Origin of the sequence: Micromonospora sp. A3M-1-15 (assembly GCF_024213425.1) — a bacterium.
In the GTDB taxonomy this organism is placed as follows: Bacteria; Actinomycetota; Actinomycetes; order Mycobacteriales; family Micromonosporaceae; genus Micromonospora; species Micromonospora chersina.
In genome coordinates this window covers 255,803-270,540 of sequence record NZ_JANAVK010000002.1, presented here as the reverse complement: position 1 = coordinate 270,540, position 14,738 = coordinate 255,803, and the positions used below count along the sequence as shown (strand labels likewise).

The following is a 14,738-nucleotide window of genomic DNA, read 5'->3' as shown; positions in this document are numbered from 1 at the left end:
CCCGGAGGGGCCACTTCCTACCAAGATCTCGGGGCGTGTCCGGTCAGGCCGGGACCGAGGGACGGGCGGCGGGCTCGGTGACCACTCCGCGAGGTCGGGAGAGCAGGGTGTCCAGGGCCCAGGTGCCCGGGCCGAGCACCGCGACGAGCAGGAACGACCAGCAGAAGAGCGCGGCCGGCTCGCCGCCGTTGCGCAGCGGCAGCGGGCCGTCCGGCTGGTGCACCACGAAGTACGCGTACGCCATCGAGCCGGAGGCGAGCAGCGCCGCGGGCCGGGTGAACAGGCCGACGAGCACCAACGCGCCGCAGACGAGCTGGATCAGCGCGGCCCACCAGCCCGGCCACTCGCCGACCGGTACCGCCCTGCCGGTCATCGGGTTGCCGCCCAGGACGCCGAAGAGGGACGCCGCGCCGTGGCAGAGGAAGAGCAGGCCGGTGACCATGCGGAACAGGGAGAGCACGGGGCCGTGCAGTCGTGCCGGGACCATCGGAACCTCCATAGATAGGGATGGATATCCCCAGCATGAGGCATCGACGCATCGACCGTTACTGATTCCTTATGGTTGGGAAGACTTTTTGGGAACGCTCCCATCCTACCGTCCGGGCGTCAGCTCGTGACGTCCTTGCGGGTGAACCGCCAGAAGGCCAGGCCCCAGAAGAGCGTGGCGTAGGCGATCGCCGAGATGGCGCCGCGTACCACGTCGTCGGTCTGCACCGGGGTGGACAGCAGTCCCAGCCAGGCGCTGCTGAAGTGGGTGGGCAGGAACGCGCGCAGGGCGCCCAGCGCGGTGATCTGGTCGAGGATGCTGGAGAGGATCCAGAGCAGCACCGCCCCGCCGACCGCGCCCAGCGCGGCGTCCGTGGTCACCGAGAGCAGGAACGCGAGGCCGGCCACCACGAGCAGGACGACCGCCAGGTACCCGAGCACGGCGAGCAGGCGGACCAGCCCGTCGGCCGGCGCCAGCTCGGCGGAGACCTGGCTGCGCAGCGGGGACCAGCCGTACCGCAGGGTGCCGGCGAGCAGCGCGGTCCCGGCGAGCAGCACCAGCGCCAGCGCCGAGTACGCCAGCGCCACCACCAGCTTCACCGTGAGCAGCCGGGCCCGGGGCACCGGGATGGCCAGCAGGTAGCGCAGGCTGCCCCAGCTCGCCTCGCTGGCCACCGTGTCACCGCAGAACAGGGCCACCACGACGACCAGCAGGAAGGACGACGACACGAAGATCGAGAAGAGGGTGAAGTTCAGCCCGCCCGAGGTGGCCAGGTCGACCAGGCTGGCGAACTCGTTCCGCCCGTTCCGGTCGTCGCCGCCCGAGTCGAACTGGAACGCGACCAGGATGATCAGCGGCAGCAGCGCCATGAAGCCCAGCGCCAGCTGGGTACGGCGCCGCGACGCCTGCCGGCGGAACTCCGCCAGGAACGGCAGGGTGCCCGACGGCCGGTAACCGGTCGCCGCCCCGACCGGCCCCACGGAAGACGACTGCGCCATCACCGGTCCCCGCTTCCCCGAGAGTTCTCGCCCACCAGGGCGAGGAACGCGTCCTCCAGGCGGCGCCGGGGCACCACCCGGTCCACCCCGATGCCGGCCCGGACCAGTTCCGCCACCACCTCGCTGCGGGCGGTGCCGTTGGTGTCCACCACCAGCGCGCCGTCGCCGTCGGGCAGCACCCGCACGCCGGCCAACCGGTCGAGCACGGTGCGGGCCGCGTCCGGGTCGCTCACGTCGAACAGCACGCTCGGCGACTCGCCGACAATCTCCTCGACCGGGCCGGACGCCACGATCCGCCCCTTGTTCACCACCACGGCGTGGGTGCACGTCTGCTCCACCTCGGCGAGCAGGTGGCTGGAGACCAGCACCGCCCGGCCGTCGGTGGCGTAGCGCTGGAGCACCCGACGCATCTCGGCGATCTGCGGCGGGTCCAGCCCGTCCGTCGGCTCGTCGAGCACCAGCAGTTCGGGCAGGCCCAGCATGGCCTGCGCGATGGCCAGCCGCTGGCGCATGCCGTGGCTGTAGTTCTTCGTCCGCCGGTGCACCGAGTCGCCCAACCCGGCGATCTCCAGCGCCTCGTCGAAGTGGGCGTCCGCCCACGGCCGGCCGGTGGCCCGCCAGTACGCCCGCAGGTTCTCCAGCCCGGACAGGTGCGGCAGGAAGCCCGGCCCCTCGACCAGCGCGCCGATCCGGGAGAGCACCGGCGAGCCGGGCACCAGCCGGTGCCCGAACACGTGGATCTCGCCGGCGGTGGGCTGGGTCAGCCCCATGAGCACCCGCAGCGTGGTGGTCTTGCCGGCGCCGTTCGGCCCGAGCAGACCGACCACCTGGCCGGGGTGCACCTCGAAGTCCACGTCGGAGACGGCCACGAAGCCGTCCGCGTACTCCTTGCGCAGGTTGCGGACGGCGAGCGGCACGCCCGCGTACGCCGGGTGGACCGAGCTGTCCTGGCGGCGGTGCCGGCGGCGGGCGACCAGGACGGCCACGACGAGCCCGACCGCGATCGCGGCGAGCAGGCCGACCAGCACCCAGCGCCAGACCGTGGCGGTGGTGGGGATGGGCGAGGCGTCGACCGTGGGCAGCACCAGCGGGCCGTCGCCGAGCGCCACGGTGTGCACGGCCGGCTCGGCCGGGGTGGCGTACGCCTGGTCGGAGGTGGCCACCACGACCCGCAGTCGGTGCCCGGCCTCGATCCGGCGGACGATCGCCGGCAGGGTGACGGTGACCGGCTGGGCCGCCTCGACGGTCCGCGGCAGGCCGGTCAGCCGGACCGGCGCGACCAGTCCGTCCGGCAGCGTGGCCGCGCCCTGCGGGTCGACGTCGTAGAGCTTCACGAAGAGCACCGCCTCGCCGGTGGCGGAGGCGGCCCGGATCCGCACGGTCGGCGCGCCCACCACGTCGACCGGGTCGGCCAGCGGCGCGGACTGGAACCGGGCGTGCTGGCCGGGGATGTCGCCGGCCACCCCGTCCAGCAACGAGCCGAGCGCACCGGCGAACGGCACCGACGAGATCGCCGCCGGGTTGCCGTTGGGCGGGTTGGCGACCGGCTGGGCCGGCCCGGCCAGCATCACCTCACGGCGGTCCTGCCCGGTCACGCCCGGATAGTCGGCGGTGCGGAAGCCGGTGGCCACCAGGCCCCGGTCGAGCGCGTCGAACCCGGCGATGCGGGAGAAGGTGAAGCTGTCGCCGGGCGCCTCCCCGTCACCCTTGACGTAGTGGTCGAGCCACTGCGCGGTCAGGAACTTCACCCGGTCGGAGTCGGAGGTCGGGCCGGCGCCGCCGTCGTGGCCGCCGGTGAACCAGGCGACCCGCACCGGGGTGCCGGCGGCGGCGATGCCCCGGGCGTTGGCGTCCGCCTCGGTGAGCGGGAAGAGGGTGTCCGCCTCGCCCTGCACCAGCAGGGTGGGTGCCTTGATCCGGTCGAGCACCCCGGCCGGGGAGGAGCGGCGCAGCAGGTCGACCGCCTGGGCGTCGGCCCGCCCGGTGGTGGCGATCCGCAGGTACGCGGCGCAGACGTCGGCGGCGAACCGGCCGCAGGACGGGTCGGCGGCGCCGGCCGGGACGCGACCGGAGCCGGTGCCCGGCCCCGCGCCGGGCTGCGGGCTGGGCGCGCCGGCCGACGCCGGGGCGCCCTCCGGCTGGGCCGCGCCGGTGCCGGCCAGCCCGGCCGGGCCGGAGCCGGCGTTGCCGCCACCGCCGAAGAAGATGCCGGCCCAGCCCTTCTTGAAGACGCCCTCGGTGGGCGCCTTGCCGGTGCTCTCCGGCAGGAAGGCGCGGGACAGGTCGTGCCAGGTGATCATCGGGACGATCGCGTCGACCCGGCGGTCCTGCGCGGCCAGCAGCAGGGCCAGGCCGCCGCCGTACGAGCCGCCGACCACGCCGACCCGGGGGTCCCCGGAAGCGTCGAGGCGGATGTCCGGGCGGGCGGCGAGCCGGTCGAGCAGCCGCTGGGCGTCCCGCACCTCGTAGTCGGGGCTGTCCAGGTGGATCTCGCCGCCGCTGCGGCCGAACCCGCGGGCGGTCCAGGTGAGCACCGCGTAGCCCCGGGAGACCAGGTCCTCCGCGTCGGAGCGGACCGACTCCTTGGTGCCGCCGAAGCCGTGCGCCAGCAGCACCGCCGGGACCCGATGCCGGGCCGACGCGTCGCCCGGCAGGTAGAGCGTGGTGTCCAGGTCGACCGGCTGGTCGCCGGCCGGTCCGGAGCGCACGGTCACCAGTGCCGACTCGGTCCGGAAGTCGGGGCGCTGCGGGCGGGCCGCCCAGACGAGGGCGGCGGCGACCAGGACGACCACCACCACCGCGGCGACGACCCGGCGGGTACGGCTGGCCAGGGCGCGCCGGATCCGCGCGACGGGCAGCGGTGATCTCATGCGGCACACGGTACGGGCCACCGGCTGAGCGTTCCCTGAGATCCGCCGTACGTCCGTCCGGCTGCGCCGTTCGTTGTCCGGGTTCCGTCGACCGTGGAAGGTCCAGAGCGTCCCAGCGAGATGAATTCGGATTCCGTGGAATCACATCTACACCCGCAAATCGGTGCCGATCCCACCTTCCTTCCGGTCATCTCGGACACTGCGTAGCCGCAAGGTCAACCGGACGTGACGTGACTCGAAGTGACGTGAAGCCGACTCGGCGACCACGGTCACACCCGCGCCCGGTTCGACTACTTTTCCGGTCCGGTGCACGGGACTGCGTACGGCGACCTCCCGGCTCCGGAACGTCCCCCGCCGTCGCCGGAGGAGACCGACCATGACCGTCCCCGCGCCGCGGGTCCGCCGACGGCCCGCCGTACCGGGGCGCGCCCTGCCCCTGCTGCTGGTGCTGGCGCTGCTGGCCCCGCTGGGGTTCCTCTTCGTCCAGACCGACCGGCACACCGGCGCCGACCGCGACCTGGCCGCCCGGGAACGCCTCGGCGTCCGCTACCTGCGCGCGCTCGGACCGGTCACCGACGCGCTGACCGACGCGCAGAGCACGGCGATCGCCGGCCGGCCGGTCACCCGGGCGGCACTCACCGCCGCCGTCGAGCGGGCGACGCAGGTGGACAGCGAGGTCGGCGACCAGCTCCGCACCCGGGAACGCTGGGCGGGGGTACGGGCCAAGCTGGAGGCGCTGCCGGACCGCGCGCTGGACGACCCGCACGCGGCCTTCCAGGCGTACGCCGAGGTCAGCGACCTGCTTCTCGCCCTGCACCGGAAGGTCCGGGAGGCATCCGGACTGGTCCGCGACCCGCGGTCCGACTCGTTCTTCGTCCAGGACGCGGTCGGCGCGGACCTGCCCGCGGCCATGGTCGCCGCCGGCCGCCTCGCCGACCTGGCCACCCTCGCTCCGGGCCGCCCCGCGGCGGACCGCCCGAGGACCGTCGCCGAGCTGGCCGAACTCCGGGTGGCCGCGCTCGGGCCGGCCACCGACCTGGTGGACGACCTGCGGGCCGCCGTGGACAGCTCGGAGAGCACCGACCTCGGCCCCACCGTGCTCACCCCGCTGGACACCTACCAGCGCTCGGTGGAGGCGCTGGCCGCGTTCTCGGCGCCGGCCGGGGCCACCGGGCCCGACCCGGTCCAGCTGGGCGCCGCCCGGCGCGTCGCGCAGTCGGCCGCCACCCAGCTGCGGCAGGTCATCCTCGACCAGCTCGACGCGCTGCTGGCGGAGCGGCTCGACCGGCTCGACCGCGACCGCTGGCTCGCCCGCGGCGCCGTCGCGGTGGCCGCCGTGCTGCTCGCCGTGCTGGCCGGGGTGCTGCTCGCCGCGCTGCGGCGGGCCCGCCGCCGGCTCGCCGAGGCGGAGCGCGAGCCCGCCGGAACCGCCCCGCCGCCGGCGGCGTCCCGTCCGGACCCGCGGACGGCCACGGCGGGCGGCGAACTCCAGCCGGTCGGCACGGGCGCAGCCGAGCGGTGGAGGCCGTTCGATGCTGCTCGGTAGGCTCCGGATCCGGGGCAGGCTCGCCCTGCTGGTGATCATCCCGCTGCTCAGCATGGTCGGGCTGGCCGTGCCGGTGGTCCTCGACCGGATCGCCGCCGCCCAGCGGGCCGTGGACACCGCCGACACCGTCCGGGTGGCCAGCCGGATCGGCAGCCTCGTGCAGGACCTCCAACAGGAACGGCTGCTCTCCGTGGGGTCGCTGCTCGGCCGGGTGACCCGCACCGAGCTCATCCAGAAGTCCGCCACGGTGGACGACCGGGTCGCCGACCTGCGGGCCGAGCCGCTGCCGCCGCCGGTCCGGTCGGCCCTCGACGGGGTACGCACGCTGGCCGACCTGCGTACCGCCGTGCTGGCCGGGAAGGCCACCCCGGACGAGATCATGACCGCGTTCCGCGCCGTCGACATGGCGCTGATCGAGGCGCTGCGGCTGCCGTTCCAGGTGGACACCGGCACCTCGGCCGGGCGGCAGGTGCTGGCGCTGGACGCGCTGCTCCGTGCCGACGAGGGCCTGGGGGCCTGCGCCACGCTGATCGTGCTGGTCAAGGCGACGGGCGACCCGAAGGTGGCCGGCTCGTACATCGCCTGCATGGCCGCGCTCCAGGTGGACAACCAGCGGTTCCGCAAGCTGATCACGCCGGAGCAGTACCGGCTCGCCATGCTGGACGACGCCGCCGTGGCCGCCCGGACCAGCCCCACCTTCCTGGTCGACAGCGTCAAGGACCCGGTGGCGGCGATCGCCGCGGTGCCGCTGGACGCGCTCTTCCCCTCGGTCCGGTCGATGATCACCCTCGGCCAGTTCGTGGAGAAGAAGATCGTCGCCGACGTCATCGCCGAGACCCGCGACGAGCAGCGGGACGCGCTCGCCGCCGCCTGGCTGGTCGGCGGGGCGGCCGCCCTCGTCCTGCTGAGCGTGGTGCTGCTCAGCATGGCGGTGGCGAGGACCGTGGCGCGGCCGCTGACCCGGCTCACCCGCTCGGCCGACCGGGTCGCCCGGGTCGCCGAGGCCGAGCTGACCCGGGTGGTCGACGACGAGGCGGAGAGCGTCCCGCCGGTACGCCTCGACCCGGTGGACGTCGGGGCGGAGCGGCGCGACGAGATCGGCGACCTGGCCCGGGCGTTCGAGCGGGTGCAGCACACCGCCGCCCGGCTGGTCGAACGGCAGGTCGCCGGCCGGCGCAACGTGGCGCAGATGTTCGGCCACGTCGGCCGGCGTACGCAGAACCTGGTCGGCCGGCAGATCGCCCTGATCGACCGGCTGGAACGGCAGGAGACCGACCCGGGCCGGCTGGAGCACCTGTACCGCCTCGACCACATCTCCAGCCGGCTGCGCCGCAACGCCGGCAGCCTGGTGGTGCTCTCCGGCTCCACCGGCACGGACGGGCACGTCGCGCCGGTCCCGCTGGCCGACCTGGTCCGGCTCGCGCTCGGCGAGATCGAGGACTACACCCGGGTGGACGTGCAGGTCCCGCCCGGGGTCGCGGCGGCGCCGGCGACCGCCGGCGACCTGGTGCTCGCGCTGGCCGAGCTCATGGAGAACGCGACCGCCTTCTCCCCGCCGCACACCCGGGTGCTGGTGGCCGCCGAGCAGACCGACGGCGGCGCCCGGCTCACCGTGGTGGACCGGGGCATCGGCATGACCGAGGAGCGCCTCGCCGAGGAGAACGCCCGGCTCACCCGCCGGGAGCGGCTCGACCTGGCGCCGACCGAGGTGCTCGGGCTCTTCGTGGTGGGCCGGCTGGCCCGCCGGCACGGCTGGACGGTCCGGCTGGCCGCGACGGCCGGCGGCGGGGTGACCGCCCACCTGGACGTCCCGGCCGCCCTGCTGGTGATCCGCCGTCCCGAGCGGGCCGGCGCGACCGTGGCGCGGGCCACCGTGCCGCCCCGGGAGCGCCGGGCGCTGCCGGAGCCGGCCCGGCCCCCGGTGGCCGACGAGCTGGTCGGGTTCGACGCGGCGCTGCTGAGCCGGGCCACCCGCAGCATCGAGACCGGGGCCTCGTGGAACGCCTTCGGCAACCCGGCCGGGCCGGTCGCACCAGCCGGGCCGGTCGCACCAGCCGGCGTCCCCACCGGCGGGCCGCCGCCCGCCTGGCCGCCCGCCGTGGCGCCCGCCACCCCGGCGCCGGCCGCACCCCGTCCCGGCACCCCCGCCCCGCCGACACCGGTCGTCGGCCCGGCACCGGCCGCTCCCCCGGCCGCCGGGCCGACGACCGGCCTCCCGACGACCGGCCCCACGCCCGCACCCCCGACCGGCGGGCCGGCGACCGGCCCGACCCCCGCACCTCCGGCCGCCCGGCCGGACGCCGTACGGCCGCTGATCCGGCAACGGGTGCCCGGGGCGAACCTGCCGGCCGCCGCCCCGGCAGCCGGGCTGGTGGCCGACGCCCCCGCCGACCCGGCCACGGTCCGGGCGCTCGTCGAGGCGTTCCAGGACGGGGTGCGCCGGGCCGAGCACGACGCCGCCCCCGCCGCTGCCACGCCGGGCCGGCCCCCGCTCAGCCAGCGGGTGCCCGGGGCGAACCTGGCCGTGACCCCGGTGCGGACCGCCCCGCCCGCCAGTTCCCACCCCGGTGACCCGGCCGAGGTCCGCAACCTCATCACCGAGTTCGAGGCGGGCGTCGCCCGTGCTCTGCGCGAAGTCAGTCCCGACCGCCGCTACGAAGAGGACCCATCACGGTGACCAGCCCCTTCCTGCACGACAGCACCGACCAGAGCGCCGCCGGCGGCCTCAGCCCCGAGGCGCGCACCTTCAACTGGCTGCTCGACTCGTTCACCTCCAGCACCGCGGGGGTGATGGAGGCGATCGCGGTCTCCTCGGACGGGCTGCTGATGGCCATGTCCGCCATCAAGGACCGGTCCAACGCGGAGCGGCTCGCCGCCGTCGTGTCCGGCATGACCAGCCTCGCCGGTGGCGCCGCGAGCTGGTACGCGCTCGGCGGGTTGAACCGGGTGATCGTGGACATGGCCGAGGGCTACCTGCTGATCAGCGCGATCAGCAGTGGCTCGGTGCTCGGCGTGGTCGCCGACCGCTCGGCCAACCTGGGCACCGTGGCATACGAGATGACGCTCTTCGCCGGCCGGGCCGGCGGCGCCCTGAGCCCGCGGCTGATCGCCGAGCTGAAGAACGCCGTCCAGCAATGACCCCGGAGGCGGCCGGCGAGGACCCGGAGCCGGAACCCGGCACTCGGATCCGGCCCTTCCTGCGCGCACCCGCCCCCGGGCCGGACGCGGGCGACGGGGAGCCGACCGGACCGCGTCCGTTCGTGCTCACCGCCGGCCGGGTGGACGGCGATCCGGCGATCGGCCTGGAGACCCAGGTGACCGCCCGGCCGGAGAGCGGCTCCTGGGCGGTGATCGGCCGGCTGCCCGCCGAACTGGCGACGATCGTGGCGCTGAGCGCCGAACCGATCTCGGTCGCGGAGATCTCCGCCCGCACGCGGATGCACTTCGGCGTGACCCGGGTCCTGGTCGGCGACCTCCGCGCCGCCGGTCACCTCGACGTGCACCTCGGGGACGCCGACGACGCCCTCGACCCCGACCTCATCCTGCGAGTGATTGATGGACTCCGTGCGATCTCCTGAATGGCCGGCCGCCGCCGCGGGCGGGCCGGTCGCGAACAGCGCCGCCGTCCGGTACGGCGCCCCCGCCACGCCCGGGCCGCCGACCGGGCGGGCCGCCGCGCCGGCCGCGCCGCCGCCGTACCGGCCGGCCGGGGCGACCGCCCCGACCGTGGCCCGGGTGCCCGCGCCGCGCCCGCCGATCCCCGTGAAGATCCTCATCGCCGGCGGCTTCGGGGTGGGCAAGACCACCACGGTGGGCGCCATCTCCGAGATCGCCCCGCTGACCACCGAGGCGGAGATGACCAGCGCCGGGATCGGCGTCGACGACCCGGGCGCGGTCACGGAGAAGACCACCACCACGGTGGCCATGGACTTCGGCTGCGTCACCATCGACCGCAGCCTCAAGCTCTACCTCTTCGGCACGCCCGGGCAGGCCCGCTTCGGGTTCATGTGGGACGACCTGGCCCGGGGCGCGCTCGGCGCGCTCGTGGTGGTGGACAGCGCGCGGATCGACGACTGCTACCCGGCGATCGACTACTTCGAGCGGGCCGGGCTGCCGTTCGCCGTGGGGGTGAACGCCTTCGACGGCCGGCTGGCCCTCGACCTGCCCTCGGTCCGCTGGGCGCTGGCGATCGGCGAGCACGTGCCGCTGGTGCAGTTCGACGCCCGGGACCGGCTCTCCGTACGGGACGCGCTGCTGGTCGTCCTGGACCGGGCGCTGGACCGGGCGACCCGGGAGAAGGGGGCCTGAACCGGCCTTCGGTTCCGACCCGTGGTGACGGAAGGGGTGGGCGCGATGAGAGGTGATCTGGACGAGACCCTGGCCCGGCTGGCCCGGCGCGAGGAGGCGCTGCGCCGCCGGGGCCCACTGGCCGACGAGCCGGAGGAGCAGTTCGAGGCGGCCGGGCCGGGCGACGCGCCGGCGGACGGCCGGGCGGGGCACGGCGCGTACCGGCTGCGTGGGGGCGACCGGCCCGAGCGGCGGGACCCGGTCGAGGAGGTGGCCGAGGCGGTCCGCCGGGTGGTCGCCGAGCACCCGGGGCTGGCCGTCGTCCTGCGGGTGGAGCTGGGCGGGCAGGCGTACCCGTTGCGGGTCTCCTGGTCCGGCCCGGAGGTGCGGGTCGGCGCGGCGCCCGCGCCGGCGCCCCCACCGGCCTGGCCGATGTCGGTGAAGACGGTGCCGGCCCCCGGGCAGGACGGGGTGGCCACCGACCCGGCGGCCCGGCTGGCCGACATGATCCGGCGCGATCCCTCGCTGCTGGAGGACACCGGCCCGCTCTGACGCCGGCGACCGGGCACGCCGGCACGACGTGGTGCCGGCGGCTACTGTCGGGCGGTGGCGGAACCCGACCTGACCCTGACCGCGAGCCTGCGGCCGGCGGCGCTGGACGCCCGGCGCGGCGTCGTCCGCCTGCACCCCGAGGTGCTGACCGCGCTGGCGCTGCGCCCCGGCGACCCGGTGCGGCTGGCCGGCCGCCGGGTGACCGCCGGCATCGCCGCCCCGGCCGCGCCGGGCGCGAGCAGCGCCCTGCTCTACGCCGACGACCTGCTGCTGGGCAACCTGGGCCTGCGCGACGGCGGGCAGGTCACGGTGAGCCCGCTGCCGGCGGCCCCGCTGCGCCGGGTCACCCTGGCCGGCCCGGTCGGCGTCGTGGCCGCCGTCTCCCCGGAGATGCTCCGGCTCGCGCTGCTCGGCAAGGTGGTCACCGCCGGCGACGACGTCTCGCTGCTGCCTCAGGACGTGCTGCCCGACGCCGCGCTGCGCGGCCTGGTCGAGGCCGCCCGGCGCAGCCTCGCCAGCACCGTCGGGTACGCCTGGACCAGCACCCTGCTCACCGTGGTGGCGGCCGAGCCGGCGACCGGCGCGCTGGTCACCATGGACACCGTGGTGGGCTGGGAGCACGGCGCGGCCACCCGCGGCTCCGGCCCGGCCGGCGCGGCGGATGAGGCGGGCCCGGCGGATTGGGTGGCCCCGGCCGGACCGGCCGCGACCGCGCCGGCCGACGGCCTGCTCGGCCCCGAGGACGCACCCGACGTGGACGAGCTGCCCGGGCTGCGGGCACAGGCCGAGGAGCTGACCGAGCTGCTCGACCTGGGCTTCCACCACGGGGAGGTGCTGGGCCGGCTCGGCACCACGGTCTCGCTCGGCGTGCTCATCGGCGGCCCGGCCGGCTCCGGCAAGTCGGCGCTGGTCCGCGCGGTCGCCGCCCGGGTCCGCGCCCGGGTCCGCCCGCTGTGGGCCCCGGAACTGGCCGCGCTGGGCAACGACGCGGCGGCCCGCCGGCTGCGCGAAGCCGCCGCGGCGGTCCGCGACAACGGTCCGGCCGTGCTGCTGGTCACCGACGTGGAGGCGATCGCCCCGGCCGACGAGCCCGGCCCGCTGGCCACCGTGTTCCGGCAGGTGGTCGCCGAGACGGTCCGGGCCGGGGCGGCGGTGGTCTGCACCACCGGGCGCCCCGAGGCGGTGGATCCGGCGCTGCGCGCCCCGGACCTGCTCTCGCTGCGGATCACCGTGCCGCTGCCCGACCCGGCGCTGCGCCGGGAGCAGCTCACCGTGCTCACCCGGCAGGTGCCGCTGGCCGACGACGTGCGGCTCGACGAGGTGGCCGCCCGTACGCCCGGGTTCGTCGCCGCCGACCTGGCCGCGCTGGTCCGGGAGGCGGGGGTGCGGGCGGCGCTGCGGCAGAAGGCGGCGGAGACGCCCACCGTGGCGATGGCCGACTTCACCGCCGCGCTGGAGGTGGTCCGGCCGAGCACGATGGCCGCGTCCACGCTGGAGCTGGCCACGGTGACCCTGGACGACGTGGGCGGCCTGCACGAGGTCAAGCAGACTTTGACCGAGTCGGTGCTCTGGCCGCTGACCTACCCGGACACCTTCGCCCGGCTGGGCGTGACGCCGCCGCGCGGGGTGCTGCTCTACGGGCCGCCCGGCTGCGGCAAGACCTACCTGGTCACGGCGCTCGCCGGCTCCGGCCGGGCCAACGTGCTGTCGGTGAAGGGCGCCGAACTGCTCTCCAAGTGGGTCGGTGAGAGCGAACGCGCGGTCCGCGAGCTGTTCCGCCGGGCCCGCGAGGCGGCACCCACCCTGGTCTTCCTCGACGAGGTGGACGCTCTCGCCCCGGTCCGCGGCCAGGCCACCGACGGGGGCACCACCGACCGGGTGGTCGCCGCCCTGCTCACCGAGCTGGACGGGGTGGAGGCGCTGCGCAACGTGGTGGTGGTCGGCGCCACGAACCGGCCGGAGCTGGTCGACCCGGCGCTGCTCCGCCCCGGCCGGCTGGAACGCCTCGTGTACGTGCCGCCGCCGGACGGCCCGGCCCGCGGCGAGATCCTCCGGGCGGCCGCCCGGGACGTCCCGCTCGCGCCCGACGTGGACCTGACCGCGCTCGGCGCCGAGCTGGACGGCTTCTCGGCGGCCGACTGCACGGCCCTGATCCGCGAGGCGGCCCTCGCCGCGATGCGCGAGTCCCTGGCGGCCAGCACGGTCACCGCCACCCATGTCGAGACGGCCCGCACGAGGGTCAGTCCCTCCCTGGACCCGGTCCAGCTCGCCCACCTGGAGGCGTACGCGGCCACCCGGCGCTGAGCCCGCCGGTCAGTCGGCGGGCAGCAGGGGGCCGAGGGGGCCGAGGTCGAGGTTGAGATCCTCGGGGGCCAGGCCGAAGTACTCGCGGAGCTGGGTCATCTGCTCCTCCAGCGCCATCAGCGTGGCGCCGACCCGCTCGACCTGCTCCTCGGTCAGGTCGCCCAGGTCGACCCGGCGCAACGCCTGCCGTTCCATGAGCTGCCGCAGCAGCTCGATCACGGTGAGCACCAGGCTGGCCAGCCCGCGCTCGACCGAGTCCTGGTCCACGGCGAGCCGGCGGTCCAGCGGCCGGACCCGGGGCGCCGTCCACCGCGGCTCGCCCAGCGCCGCCGCCAGGTCGGCCGCCTCGTCCCGGCCGGTCACGGCGTGGCCTCCGGCTCGGGCGGGGCGAGCGCGCCGACCGAGGCGATCAGCGCCCGCAGCGAGACGCGGACCAGGTCGATGTCCGCGATGGCCAGGGTGATGTCCCCGGTGATCACCACGCCGGTGGCGAGCACCCGGTCGAGCAGGTCGACCAGGGCCACCGGCCGGTAGGTCAGCGGGTCGTCGGCGCTGCTCGGCGCCAGCGTGGTCACGCCCATGCCGCCTCCGCCTCCGGTTCCGCCACGAAGGAGTACGGCGGCCAGGGCCCGGTCAGCTCCAGACGCACCTCGGGGTGCCCGTCGGCCAGCTCCCGGGCCAGCGCGGCGAAGCCGTCCCAGCGGTCCCTGTCGACCAGGTACGCCCCGTTGAGCACCATGGCGGTGGGCGCGCCGGAGAGCCGCCGGTCCTGCGGGGCGTGCCGGCGGGCGGCGACCGCGTACCCGGTGAGGGCGGCGTGCACGGCGGCGGCCCCGTCGACGGCGGCCCGCTGCCCCTCCTCGCGGGCGCTGAGCTGGGCCTTGCGCCGCCGCAGGTAGGCCGCGCCGGCCCCGCCCCCACCGGCGGGTTCCTCGACCCGCGGGGATGCGCCGGGCACCACGTACCCCTTGACGCCCCACTCGGCGCGGCCGGCGAGCCGGGCCAGCGTGCCGGCCAGCTCGTCGTGCCGCTCGACCAGCACCCGGGCCACCCGGTCGTCGTCGCGGTGGACGGTGGCGAGCCGGGCCGGCACCACCGCGCCGGACCGGGACAGCGCGTCCACCACGGCGTGGTGGGCCCGGGCGGCCCGCTCCAGCCAGGCCAGGTCCTCCAGGTTGTGGCGCAGCGCGGCCTCGCCGTACTCGCTGAGCGGGGCGTCGCTGACCACGGCGACCAGGCCGGCGGCGGCCACGGCCCGGACCGGCGTGCCGGCGATGCCGGGGAGCCCGGCGGGCGTGGCCGTCCCGGTGACCACGCCGTGCAGCCAGACGGCGGTCGCGGTGGCCGGGGTGGGGTCGGCGGCGGCGGTCACGGCCACTCCTCCCGCTCGGCCCGGGCGGCCACCCGCGGCCGGCGGGACGCCTCGACCTCCTCCGGGTCACGCGGGCCGGGCTCGACCGGCGGGCGGGCCCGGGAGCTGAGCCACGGGTCGTGCTCCCACCAGTCGATGCCGATCTGCCGCGCGGTGTCCACCGAGGCGATGACCAGCCGCAGCTTCAGCGTCAGCAGCTCGATGTCGAGCAGGCTGACCCGGATGTCACCGGCGATCACGATGCCCCGGTCGAGGACCCGTTCCAGGATGTCGCCGAGGTTCGCCGGCTCGTGGCCGGCCGGCAGCACCTGACCGGAGTTCT

The 14,738-nt window shown here is 76.4% G+C and carries 13 protein-coding genes and 1 pseudogene; 7 read left to right on the top strand and 7 right to left on the bottom strand.

Going from position 1 to position 14,738, the window contains the following annotated elements:
- Positions 1-43: 43 nt before the first annotated feature.
- The 3 genes from NLX85_RS10960 to NLX85_RS10950 all read right to left on the bottom strand — a co-directional run bounded on the left by NLX85_RS10960 (position 44) and on the right by NLX85_RS10950 (position 4,355).
- Positions 44-487 carry a DoxX family protein gene (locus tag NLX85_RS10960; RefSeq protein WP_254334239.1) on the bottom strand — a complete coding sequence of 148 codons (444 nt, stop codon included), beginning with the start codon at positions 485-487 and terminating at the stop codon, positions 44-46.
- A gap of 119 nt (positions 488-606) precedes the next feature.
- Positions 607-1,485 (bottom strand): ABC transporter permease, encoded by an 879-nt coding sequence (locus NLX85_RS10955; RefSeq protein WP_254334238.1) that lies wholly within the window; start codon positions 1,483-1,485, stop codon positions 607-609.
- Positions 1,485-4,355, bottom strand: a complete 2,871-nt coding sequence (locus NLX85_RS10950; protein WP_254334236.1) for an alpha/beta fold hydrolase — start codon at positions 4,353-4,355, stop codon at positions 1,485-1,487. The genes NLX85_RS10955 and NLX85_RS10950 overlap by 1 nt, the downstream gene beginning before the upstream one ends.
- Positions 4,356-4,731: 376 nt before the next feature.
- Here NLX85_RS10950 and NLX85_RS10945 point away from each other — a divergent pair, with 376 nt between their 5' ends.
- The 7 genes from NLX85_RS10945 to NLX85_RS10915 are packed head-to-tail and all read left to right on the top strand — an operon-like array spanning position 4,732 to position 13,044.
- The gene (locus NLX85_RS10945; RefSeq protein ID WP_254334234.1) at positions 4,732-5,901 is read left to right on the top strand and encodes a hypothetical protein; all 1,170 of its coding nucleotides are present in this window, start codon (positions 4,732-4,734) and stop codon (positions 5,899-5,901) included.
- A complete protein-coding gene (locus tag NLX85_RS10940; protein ID WP_254334232.1) occupies positions 5,888-8,578 on the top strand; it encodes a nitrate- and nitrite sensing domain-containing protein in 2,691 nt (896 codons plus the stop codon). The genes NLX85_RS10945 and NLX85_RS10940 overlap by 14 nt, the downstream gene beginning before the upstream one ends.
- Positions 8,575-9,039 (top strand): roadblock/LC7 domain-containing protein, encoded by a 465-nt coding sequence (locus NLX85_RS10935; protein ID WP_091317354.1) that lies wholly within the window; start codon positions 8,575-8,577, stop codon positions 9,037-9,039. Before NLX85_RS10940 ends, NLX85_RS10935 begins: the two co-directional genes overlap by 4 nt.
- On the top strand, positions 9,036-9,479 hold the full coding sequence (locus NLX85_RS10930) for a DUF742 domain-containing protein (RefSeq protein WP_254334230.1): 444 nt from the start codon (positions 9,036-9,038) through the stop codon (positions 9,477-9,479). The genes NLX85_RS10935 and NLX85_RS10930 overlap by 4 nt, the downstream gene beginning before the upstream one ends.
- Positions 9,457-10,209 carry an ATP/GTP-binding protein gene (locus tag NLX85_RS10925; protein WP_254334228.1) on the top strand — a complete coding sequence of 251 codons (753 nt, stop codon included), beginning with the start codon at positions 9,457-9,459 and terminating at the stop codon, positions 10,207-10,209. Before NLX85_RS10930 ends, NLX85_RS10925 begins: the two co-directional genes overlap by 23 nt.
- Before the next feature lie 45 nt (positions 10,210-10,254).
- Positions 10,255-10,740 (top strand): hypothetical protein, encoded by a 486-nt coding sequence (locus NLX85_RS10920; protein ID WP_254334226.1) that lies wholly within the window; start codon positions 10,255-10,257, stop codon positions 10,738-10,740.
- Between the two features lie 54 nt (positions 10,741-10,794).
- Positions 10,795-13,044, top strand: coding sequence for an AAA family ATPase (locus tag NLX85_RS10915; RefSeq protein ID WP_254334224.1), 2,250 nt, complete (start codon positions 10,795-10,797; stop codon positions 13,042-13,044).
- A gap of 9 nt (positions 13,045-13,053) precedes the next feature.
- On the opposite strand, the gene NLX85_RS10910 is transcribed toward NLX85_RS10915, so the two are convergent.
- From NLX85_RS10910 to gvpJ, 4 genes and pseudogenes are all read right to left on the bottom strand, one after another.
- A complete protein-coding gene (locus tag NLX85_RS10910; protein WP_254334223.1) occupies positions 13,054-13,407 on the bottom strand; it encodes a gas vesicle protein K in 354 nt (117 codons plus the stop codon).
- Complete coding sequence (locus tag NLX85_RS10905; RefSeq protein ID WP_254334221.1) at positions 13,404-13,625, bottom strand: gas vesicle protein; 222 nt, start codon at positions 13,623-13,625, stop codon at positions 13,404-13,406. The genes NLX85_RS10910 and NLX85_RS10905 overlap by 4 nt, the downstream gene beginning before the upstream one ends.
- Positions 13,616-14,416 carry a GvpL/GvpF family gas vesicle protein gene (locus NLX85_RS10900; RefSeq protein ID WP_254334219.1) on the bottom strand — a complete coding sequence of 267 codons (801 nt, stop codon included), beginning with the start codon at positions 14,414-14,416 and terminating at the stop codon, positions 13,616-13,618. The genes NLX85_RS10905 and NLX85_RS10900 overlap by 10 nt, the downstream gene beginning before the upstream one ends.
- A 152-nt stretch (positions 14,417-14,568) precedes the next feature.
- A pseudogene (gene gvpJ, locus NLX85_RS33645) lies at positions 14,569-14,724 on the bottom strand (gas vesicle protein GvpJ); the annotation flags it as partial.
- Positions 14,725-14,738: the final 14 nt, after the last annotated feature.

Bases quoted from the DNA above. Each gene is read 5' to 3' on its own strand.
- NLX85_RS10925 (WP_254334228.1), top strand. From the start codon at position 9,457: ATGGACTCCGTGCGATCTCCTGAATGGCCGGCCGCCGCCGCGGGCGGG.
- NLX85_RS10905 (WP_254334221.1), bottom strand. From the start codon at position 13,625: ATGGGCGTGACCACGCTGGCGCCGAGCAGCGCCGACGACCCGCTGACC.
- NLX85_RS10955 (WP_254334238.1), bottom strand. From the start codon at position 1,485: ATGGCGCAGTCGTCTTCCGTGGGGCCGGTCGGGGCGGCGACCGGTTAC.
- NLX85_RS10930 (WP_254334230.1), top strand. From the start codon at position 9,036: ATGACCCCGGAGGCGGCCGGCGAGGACCCGGAGCCGGAACCCGGCACT.
- NLX85_RS10945 (WP_254334234.1), top strand. From the start codon at position 4,732: ATGACCGTCCCCGCGCCGCGGGTCCGCCGACGGCCCGCCGTACCGGGG.
- NLX85_RS10940 (WP_254334232.1), top strand. From the start codon at position 5,888: ATGCTGCTCGGTAGGCTCCGGATCCGGGGCAGGCTCGCCCTGCTGGTG.
- NLX85_RS10920 (WP_254334226.1), top strand. From the start codon at position 10,255: ATGAGAGGTGATCTGGACGAGACCCTGGCCCGGCTGGCCCGGCGCGAG.
- NLX85_RS10950 (WP_254334236.1), bottom strand. From the start codon at position 4,355: ATGAGATCACCGCTGCCCGTCGCGCGGATCCGGCGCGCCCTGGCCAGC.
- NLX85_RS10960 (WP_254334239.1), bottom strand. From the start codon at position 487: ATGGTCCCGGCACGACTGCACGGCCCCGTGCTCTCCCTGTTCCGCATG.